Source organism: Pseudomonas sp. FSL R10-2189, assembly GCF_009600325.1.
Lineage (GTDB): Bacteria > Pseudomonadota > Gammaproteobacteria > Pseudomonadales > Pseudomonadaceae > Aquipseudomonas > Aquipseudomonas helleri.
This window is the reverse complement of record NZ_WIVZ01000044.1, coordinates 33664-39972: the sequence shown is the minus strand read 5'-3', so window position 1 is coordinate 39972 and position 6309 is coordinate 33664. Positions and strand designations below refer to the sequence as shown.

Below are 6309 nucleotides of genomic sequence, written 5' to 3'. Positions count from 1 at the left end.
AAAGCCTGGCGATTTATCACCACCATCACGACCACGCCCATGATCTGCATGGCTCGGTGGTCACTGAAGGCGCCGCCTTCTGAGCCTCCAGTTTCGGAGCCTGAAGCCGTCGATGAAGCGGTCGTCATCGGCGCCCTTGAGTCGGTTGTAGCGCTCGTCGACGCCGAAAACGCGCGCCTCGAAGAAGACCTTAAGGCGCCAGAACCTGCCGAAACCCTTGAGCCGCAGGCGCCAGCGTTACAGCCTGCACCACCTGCCGAACCCGCAGCCGACTCAACCTTTGCCCTGCCCGAAAGCCCCGAGCCCACCTACAGCTCAGTGGCGGAGCATATTGAATCCACCCTGCTCGGCTTGTTGGCCGACCTGTCGCTGCCTGAGCACCATCGGCCCCAGGCCGAGGTCATGCGCAAGCGCCTCGAAAAAGGGCTTAACTGGTACGAATTACTGCCGATTCTCGATGATCTGGCGGTTTTGATGCTGGCTATCACTGACAGCGGCCAGCATGAATTTGAAACCTACCTCAAGCAGCTCAATGAGCGCCTGAAGTCGTTTCAAAGCAACCTGCAAACGGCCAGTGCCGGGCACGCCTTGGGGCGCTCCGAGGCTGAGCAACTGGACAATCAGATCCGCGAGCACGTCGACAGCCTGCAAAGCAGCGTGCAAGACGCCGTCGACCTGAACAGCCTCAAGCACCTCCTCGAAAATCGTCTCGAAGGCTTGCTGGGCACGATGGACCACCACCGAGAGCAACGGGATGCCCGTGAACAAGAGCTGTGCGCCCACCTGCAAGGCCTGTCCGAACGCGTGGCCTTCATGGAGCAGCAAGCTCAGGGTTACCGTGAACACCTTGAAGAGCAACGCCTCAAAGCCTTGATTGACCCGCTGACCGGGCTGCCAAACCGGGCGGCCTGGAGCGAACGGCTGGCCCATGAAGTCGCGCAATGGCAAGCCCACGGCACCCCACTGCTGATCGCCATGCTCGACCTTGACCACTTCAAGCGCATCAACGATGGCTATGGTCATCTGGCCGGCGACAAAGTGCTCAAGATCATCGCCGCACAATTGACCAAACACCTGCGCCCCGGCGATTTCGTGGCGCGCTTTGGCGGCGAAGAATTCGTCCTGCTCATCCCTAACACAGCGCTGCCCGCAGGCCTGCAGTTGCTCGAAACGCTGCGCGCAGCCATTGAGGCCTGCCCGTTCCACTTCAAGGGCGAGCCGGTCACGCTCACGGCGTCTATTGGCGTGGCCCCCTTCGCCTTGGGCGAGCGCAGCGAACAGGTGCTTAAACGCGCTGACGAGGCCTTGTACCGGGCCAAGCACAAGGGCCGCAACGCTATAGAGTTCAGCCAGGCTTCAGCTTGACGCCCTGCCTGCGCAGACAGCGTTCAGATACGTTCCGGGACCAGTCATGTATGCTGGCCAATTAATTGCTCAGATACCTTTTTTGCCATGAAATTTTTATCGTTGATCGTCTCTTTTATTCTGCTGGCCGGTTGCGCCAGCGGCCCGCGCATGGACACCAGCCACCCCTCGGCCAACCACGACAGCCGCGTGCAGTTCATCGTGCTTCACTACACCTCCACCTCGCTTGAGCGCTCATTGCAGTTGCTGACCAGCGGGCCGGTGAGCAGCCACTACCTGATTGGCGATACGCCCCCGACCATCTACAAGCTGGTCGATGAGAGCCAACGCTCCTGGCACGCCGGTGAAAGCCAATGGCGAGGCCGCACCTGGCTCAACTCAAGTTCGATTGGCATCGAAATCGTCAACCCGGGCTACCACGACACCCCGACCGGCCGCGTCTGGTACCCCTACACCGAAGGTCAGATCCAGTCGGTGATCGCGCTGCTCAAAGACATCTCGACGCGCTACAAGATCGACCCGCACAACATCATCGGCCACAGCGACATTGCGCCATTGCGCAAGCTCGATCCGGGCCCGATGTTCCCCTGGAAGCGCCTGGCTGAGGCCGGTTTCGGGATCTGGCCAAACGCCCAGGCCGTGGCCCGCGAGCAGGCCCGCTATGCCAACGCGATGCCCAGCATCACTTGGTTCCAGCAGCAATTAGCGTTGTTAGGTTACGAGACGCCGCAAACCGGCGAACTGGACGTTGCCACGCGCCACGTGTTGGCGGCGTTCCAGATGCATTTCCGGCCTTCACGTTTTGACGGCACGCCTGATGCAGAAAGCGCGGCGATATTGAACGTGCTGAATACGCAGCGGTAGAGCTGTTCGGACTGCGCAGATCCTGTAGTCGCTGCCGAAGGCTGCGAAGGGGCGAAGGTTCTGCGGCGTTTTTGATAAACGGGTTGCTTCGCAACCCTTCGCAGCCTTCGGCAGCGACTACAAGCTCTTTAAAGCGGCAGCGCCATGTAGAACTGCGTGCCTTGCCCCGGCCGTGAGTACACGCCAATGCGCCCGCCGTGCAGTTGCACAATCTCTTTGCACAAGGCCAGGCCCAAACCCGCGCCGCCCTTTTTCCGGCCCACTTGTACGAAGGGTTCGAAGATACGGCCTTGCTGGCCGTAGGCAATGCCCTCGCCACTGTCTTCAATGCTGATGATGACCCGCTCCCCATGCCGCCGCGCTTGCAGGCGAATCTGCCCGCCACTGGCGGTATGGCGCAAGGCGTTGTCCAGCAGGTTATCCAGCACGCGCTCCAGCTGCGCCTGATCGGCATTCAGCACTGGCAGGTTCGGCTGTAGATCAATCAGTAACTCTATGTTCTTGGCCGTCGCCCGATCGGCAAACCGTGCACGGGCCTCATTAAGCATCTGCTCAAGGTTGCACGGGGCCAACGTGAGCTTTTGCAGGCCGTTCTGGTAGCGCGAGAAATTCAGCAGGTCGTTGATCAACTGCATCAGCCGCTGCATCTCTTCGTTCACCGTGTTCAGCAAGTCGGTTTCACGGGACTGCGGGTCAAAGCGTGCGCGCTCCAGAAACAAGCCAAACGCCATGTGCATGCCCGTGACCGGGGTGCGCAGCTCATGAGAGGCGCGCAGCACGAACTCACTGCGCACGCGCTCAAAGGCCCGTTGTTCGGTCACATCGTGCAGCACCATCACCGCCCCAAGGATCGGCCCCTTGGGCTGGCTGACCGGCGTCAGGCTGTAGGTCAGCAGGCGGGTTTCGCCTTCGATGTCGACGCTCAAGTCTTCAGGCGCGCGCTCGAGGCTGCCGCCGCGCAAGACCGTCAACAGTTGCTGGTCGAGTTCCGGGCGGCCCAATGCCTCGCCCAACGGCTGGCCCAGGCGCGCCTTGTCCCACCCTAACTGGCGCTGGGCCACCGGGTTCAAATGCTCAAGGCGGCCTTGCTGGTCAATCATCAGCAGGCCGTCATCAATGCTGTCGAGCACCGCCTGTAGCCGTTGCTGTCCTGCCAGCAGCTCATCGACATTGGTTGCCTGATGCTGGCGCAGCGCCTCGGCCATGGTCCCGAAACGCCGGGTCAGCAGGTTCATCTCTGCCGCCGAGGACAGCGGCAGCACCAGGTCAAAATTGCCTTTGCCGATGTTGTCGGCAGCCTTGGCCAATGCTTCGATGGGCGCGCCAAAGCGGCGGGCAATGCCATGGGCGGTCACAAAGCCGATTATCAGCACCGCCAGCCCGACCAGCCCCAGCAAGGCGGCAATGATGATGGCGCGATCACGGGCAGCCGATTGCGCGGTGTAGATGTTATCGAGCGCCTTGCGGTGCTCTTCGATCAGACCATTGCGCAACGAGTTGAAGCGGTCCGAGAGTTCCTGGTCACTGCCGATGTCCAGCGCATTGGCATGGGCTTCTTTAAAGGCTTCCAGAAAAAGCTCGTAGTCCTCGCGGGCCTGAGCAAAACCATTGTCCAGTTTGTGTTCGCGCTCATGCTCCATCCCTTCATCGAGCAGGGCCAGATACTGGTTCGCCGACGTTTCCAGCGCCTTGGGATCGGGATGATTGCGCAGCATCAAGATCAACTGGTCACCCAGGGTCTGACGCAGCTTGAGGCCCAGATCAAGGGTGATGAAGTTGTTGCGGATCAGCGCTTCCTGAGATTTGGCCATTTGCATCACGCTGACCACGCCCAGCAACAAGCCAAGCAGCGCCACCGTTATCAATGCCGAAATGCTCAGGAACAACCGGGTCCGCAGCTTGATCGCAAGTTTCATCAGATATGGCTCACAGGTTGTATTGCTTGCGCTTGCGATAGAGTGTCGAGGCGTCAATCCCCAGGGTTTTTGCCGCTTGGTCCAGGGTGTCACTGGTCGCCAGCACCGCACCGATGTGCGCTTTTTCTAACTGATCGAGACTCAAGGCTGCGCCAATACGCGGCGTATTTGGCGCGGTTTGTTCGGCCATGCCCAAGTGGCTGACTTCGACCACTTCTTGCGGGCAAATAATGCTGGCCCGTTCCACCACGTTACGCAGTTCGCGAATATTACCCGGCCAGCGGTAATTAGACAGCGCCTGACGTGCCTCCGGGCTGAAGCCGCGGGCAGGGCGGGCGTATTCTTTAACAAAGCGGGCCAAAAAACGGTCCGCCAGGGTCAGGATGTCTTCACTGCGCTCGCGCAGGGGCGGCAAGTGCAAGGTGATGACGTTCAGGCGGTAGAGCAAGTCTTCACGGAAGCGCCCGTCACGCACCATGTCTTCAAGGTTGAGGTTGGTCGCGGCGAGGATGCGCACATCGGCGCGGCGCGTTACAGGGTCACCGACACGCTCGTAGACCTTGTCCTGAATAAAACGCAGCAATTTAGGCTGCAAGGTCAGCGGGAAGTCACCGATTTCGTCCAGGAACAACGTGCCGCCATCCGCCTGGCTGACCCGGCCCAAGGTGCTTTCACTGGCCCCGGTAAAGGCGCCACGGGTGTGGCCGAACAACTCGCTTTCCATCAATTCTGCCGTCAGCGACGGGCAGTTAATGGTCACACAGGACTTTTTGGCGCGCTTGCTCCAGCCATGAATCGCTTGCGACAACTCACCTTTACCCGTGCCGGACTCGCCGAGAATAAGGATGTTGGCGTCGGTGCCGGCAACCTGCCGGGCCGTTTCCAGCACGGCCATCATGGCCGGGCTGTGCGAGTCGAGCCCGTCTTTGGGCTTGCGCACTTCACCTTCGAGCGCTTCGAGGCGGGCAGACAGTTGGCGTACTTCCAGTTGCTTGGCGGTGGCCAGGCGCAGTTGGTCAGGGCTGCACGGCTTGACCAGATAGTCAGCCGCACCGGCCTGAATCGCATCCACGGCAGTATCGACAGCGGAATGCGCGGTCACGATGACAACCCGCATCCACGGCGCTTGAATACGCATCTGGGCCAGCACATCCAGGCCATTGTCCTCGCCCAGGCGCAGGTCCAGAAAGCACAGGTCAAACACCTGACGTTGCAGCAGGGCGTCGGCTTGGGCCGCGCTATTGGCCGTGGCGACGGTGTAACCCTCGTCTTCAAGGCAATAGCGGAACGTGCGCAAGATAGCGGACTCATCATCGACCAGCAGAATGCGGCCCTGTTGCTCTTTGGATGATTCCATATCCGGCGTTCCTTTATGAGTGATCTTGGTTAGTGTCGGAATAATCGGGCAAGTTGCATGATTTTTCAGGAATGATTCAGAGGCTAACAGGGAAGGGCGCTGGACACCTCCTGTAACGCTCTGATTTTAAAGATTTTAGCGCTGCTGATTGCGGCATTGTTGAGGCCGATAAATTCTCCGGTGGTCTGCTGGAACCGCATTCAGCGGGCAGCACTGTAGCGCGCTGGCGCTGATCGTGCAGAACGCACGGTGCCATCAGGGCTCATCGTGCAGGTTGCTCGCGCCGATCCTCTTCAAAAATCTGTAAATAACTGATTTATATAGGATTATTACTTTCAAAAAAACTGGCATGCAGCCTGCAATATCTCTCGCATAGTCGTCACTGATCCACAAACGCAGCGACGACACCCCATAACAACAGCGAGTGGCAGGAGTTTGAGCATGAATCGTCAAGGTTTCGCCAGTCTGGGTATTTCTTCACAGCACCTGCAGCAGGGCCTATTCACCAGCCTGGCGCTGGTCATGACGCTCATCGGCGGCCAGCAATGGGCACATTGGCAGCAGCCCGCCCCAGCGCAATCGATGCCCGCCCACGCCATCGCTGCTCAACAGACCCACTTCAGCGCCATTCGCTCCACGGCGCTGGGCTCTAGCACCCCGATGGGCCGCTATGACCTGGCAGCTTCTGAAGACACGCAAACCGCCAACGCCCAACCCGTTCCGGAACGTTGGGTGTTCTAAGTGTTCACACGCTTAAGACCCTGACCGGGCCTTGAGTTGCAAAACAGCATCACCCTTTCGCACAGA

Annotated in this window: 5 protein-coding genes and 1 pseudogene; 4 read left to right on the top strand and 2 right to left on the bottom strand. The window is 59.7% G+C overall.

Annotation, left to right across the window (positions count from 1 at the left end; all coding sequences use genetic code 11):
* From GHO32_RS27280 to GHO32_RS23085, 3 genes and pseudogenes are all read left to right on the top strand, one after another.
* Positions 1–83, top strand: an 83-nt coding sequence (locus GHO32_RS27280; RefSeq protein WP_372239835.1) for a hypothetical protein, incomplete at its 5' end; no start/stop codon positions are given.
* A gap of 193 nt (positions 84–276) precedes the next feature.
* Positions 277–1365: pseudogene (locus tag GHO32_RS23090) on the top strand (GGDEF domain-containing protein); the annotation flags it as partial.
* Positions 1366–1452: 87 nt separating this feature from the next.
* On the top strand, positions 1453–2229 hold the full coding sequence (locus GHO32_RS23085; protein ID WP_153336694.1) for an N-acetylmuramoyl-L-alanine amidase: 777 nt from the start codon (positions 1453–1455) through the stop codon (positions 2227–2229).
* A 128-nt stretch (positions 2230–2357) separates the two neighbouring features.
* Here GHO32_RS23085 and GHO32_RS23080 read toward each other — a convergent pair whose 3' ends face one another.
* Entirely contained in the window at positions 2358–4145 is a 1788-nt protein-coding gene (locus GHO32_RS23080) for a KinB sensor domain-containing domain (RefSeq protein ID WP_153336695.1), read from the bottom strand.
* A gap of 10 nt (positions 4146–4155) precedes the next feature.
* Complete coding sequence (gene algB, locus GHO32_RS23075; RefSeq protein WP_048387127.1) at positions 4156–5502, bottom strand: sigma-54-dependent response regulator transcription factor AlgB; 1347 nt, start codon at positions 5500–5502, stop codon at positions 4156–4158.
* Positions 5503–5943: 441 nt separating this feature from the next.
* On the opposite strand from algB, the gene GHO32_RS23070 reads away from it, so the two are divergent.
* Positions 5944–6243 (top strand): hypothetical protein, encoded by a 300-nt coding sequence (locus GHO32_RS23070; RefSeq protein WP_153336696.1) that lies wholly within the window; start codon positions 5944–5946, stop codon positions 6241–6243.
* Positions 6244–6309 lie beyond the last annotated feature (66 nt).